The 2,757-nt window shown below is 32.1% G+C and carries 3 protein-coding genes and 1 pseudogene; 1 reads left to right on the top strand and 3 read right to left on the bottom strand.

The genetic code is table 11. The annotated features are described in order from the left end of the window. From AC3EA5_RS01005 to AC3EA5_RS00995, 3 genes and pseudogenes are all read right to left on the bottom strand, one after another. Window positions 1–231: helix-turn-helix transcriptional regulator (locus AC3EA5_RS01005; RefSeq protein WP_488606696.1), on the bottom strand; the 231-nt coding region annotated here is incomplete at its 3' end. 63 nt (window positions 232–294) lie between these two features. Beyond that, window positions 295–504 (bottom strand): annotated as a pseudogene (locus AC3EA5_RS01000) (helix-turn-helix domain-containing protein); the annotation flags it as partial. A 135-nt stretch (window positions 505–639) separates the two neighbouring features. After that, window positions 640–1,446 carry a HamA C-terminal domain-containing protein gene (locus AC3EA5_RS00995; protein WP_488606695.1) on the bottom strand — a complete coding sequence of 269 codons (807 nt, stop codon included), beginning with the start codon at window positions 1,444–1,446 and terminating at the stop codon, window positions 640–642. 781 nt (window positions 1,447–2,227) lie between these two features. On the opposite strand from AC3EA5_RS00995, the gene AC3EA5_RS00990 reads away from it, so the two are divergent. Next, window positions 2,228–2,757 (top strand): helix-turn-helix domain-containing protein (locus tag AC3EA5_RS00990; RefSeq protein WP_488606694.1); only part of this gene is annotated, 530 nt, incomplete at its 3' end.

The raw sequence follows: 2,757 nt of genomic DNA, 5'->3' as shown, positions 1-2,757 counted from the left end.
CTCCTCAAAATCAAAAAAAAGAGGAGCCTCAATAAAATTGTTCAATAAAGTGTATCCACCGTTATGTCCTGGTTCTGAAATTATAGGTACGCCACTTGTTGAAATTGTATCAATATAACGATACACAGTCCTTATATTCATCTCTAACTTTTCTGAAATTTGTTTTGCAGTAATTTTTTCACCTGAACGAAGCATCCATAGAATTGCTAACATATTGTCAATTTTAGGCATATAATTCCACCTCTATATGAAATTTATTTTCTATTATATATTTCCGATTTTTGGTATAACTCATCAACTGTTCCTTTCCGATAGCTTTCTATATAATGAGGCCCTAGACACATTTGTAATTTCGCAAATTTGATTTACAGTCATATCTCCCTCTTTATAAAGCTTTACTGCATAATTCATTCCTGCATGATTTTTATGGTACTTCTTTAACCGACCTTTAAACTTTCCTTCTTTCTTAGCCAGTTCAATCCCTTCACGCTGCCGCATACGGATACTCTTTGACCTAGGCGTTCAATCCAATTATCAGTCATCGGAATAGCTCCTTTTGTATTTTAATTCTACTTTCATCAAGTTCAGAGAACGGTAAAACATAAATATAAAAGTTGTGTCCATACAGCTTATATTCGTCTATCTTTTTTTGAATATGACTATATTTTTTCTTAACTTCATCACCGATTTGTTTAGAAATTTTTTTCTAAAAACCTCATTTGGTAAACGTTTATCTTCTTCAGAAACTTTTACTTCATAGCCGATAAATATTCCAAAGGCGTCATCTATTTGAAATGTATTTTCTTTATTCGGGTATATAATTTTTTCTAAAAAGATTTGCTCTTCTGAAGAAAAGGTTTCCTTAAATAAATGATCGCTAATTAAAGATTTTTCATAACCGATACCAGATTTTTCATTACCTTTATCATTAATTTCATTTTTAAATTGATGTATTGATTTGAAAGCATCCGATAAAGCTGTAGTAAAATCTTGATATGTCTTAGATTCCCCAAAAATAATTTGAAAATCTCCGTTGTCGAGCTGTAACAAATGGATACCATCAGAACCATTTACATACATATTATTCGAAGTTTTGAGCTCCAACTTTGATAAGATTTTAGGAGCCTTTAGATGTGTTTCTAAAAAACAGTACAATAAAAGTTCTCCTAATTCCCCCTTGTTTTTTATATGTTCCACAAATTTATTTTTTGCCTTCCTTGTAAGAGTTCCAGCTTTATTTATATACTGAAGTTTTACTTTCCTAGAAATAGTAAAATCAATTAAAGGATCTATCAGATTATCTTGAAGAAGTTTGTAATCAAATTCGTTTGCATTCACTTTAAGTGTAAAAAGATTTATTTTATTTCTACCGTATGAATCAATTGGTTCTTCAAATTGAAAATCAAAAGAATTTAAGAAATCAAAATCACCAATGCTGAGTTTCATTTTACATCCTCCTGAATATTTTTCTTATTTATGTAAATATTACCACTAAACAAAAAAATGGATACATTTCATTGTTAATATTGGAATTTATATCCTTGAAATATACAATTAATATAGGAAGTATATAACTTCAGACAATCCGGTCTTGTACTACCTATACAATACCGAAGAGTAAGTGAATCAATGTTTTGTGTAGTACATTAAATTCTTTACTAGGTATAATAAGGAAAAAATGGAGGTGGATTTCTTTGAACCATTATAAACACATGCCGTCAGACTATGTGTGCCCTTTTTGTCTTGTTATAAATGGTGTAGAGGATAGAGAAAACAAATTTGTTCAATCTAAGCAACAGGATATAGTGTATAAAGACGATTATGTAACTGCGTTAATCGCCCGTTATGGTGGGAAAATAATATAGCGAACGTAATAATCATTCCAAATAAACATTACGAAAATATTTTTGACTTGCCTATTGAATATGCAATTGTCTTTAAAGGTTTCCTATGCATTAAAAGAGTGTTACCAATGTGAAGGTATTTCTACTCGACAACACAACGAGCCTGGTGGCAGTCAGGATGTTTGGCATTATCATCTTCACGTGTATCCCCGTTATAAAGATGATAATCTTTATAAAATGGACGGAAATTCAAGTTCACCGAAAGAACGGCTATTTTACGCTGAAAAGTTAAGAAATTGGTTTGAAAATAATAAATAAAAGACTGCCTTTGTACTGCACCCCGAAAGTTAGACCACCAAATCTAACTTTTGAGGTGTTTTTTTGTGGTCAAATATGATGAAGGATTCAAGCAAAAAGTTGTTCACGCTTATTTAGCTGGTGAAGGTGGATATGCTGCCCTGGCTACTAGATTTGGAGTTCCAAGTAAAACGAATATAAGAAAATGGGTCAGTGCGTTTCAAGAATTTAGGAAACAGGGCTTGGTTACTAAAGAGACAGATGCGAGTTATCCTGTTCATTTTAAATTAGATGTCCTAAACTATAAGTTAAGAACAAGAGATTCCTTTGAAGAAGTGGCTAGAAAATTTGGCATGACTGAACCTACTATGATTATTAATTGGTTGAGGAAATGGCAAACTGAAGGTGTTGAAGGACTCTCTAGATCAAAGGGGCGTCGATCAATGTCTTACCATCCAAAGGATAAAAAGAACGTGAAAAAATTGACGAAGGAACAACAGCTTTTAAAAGAAATAGAATTACTTCGTGCGGAAAATGCCTATTTAAAAAAGCTCCGAGCTTCAGGGATAAATATTCCGAGCCGACTGCTAAAACTGAATCCAGAGTCATCAATGAA

The organism is Paenisporosarcina sp. (assembly GCF_057785155.1).
The sequence above is the reverse complement of the archived record's forward strand: the minus strand, read 5'-3'. Positions and strand labels throughout refer to the sequence as shown.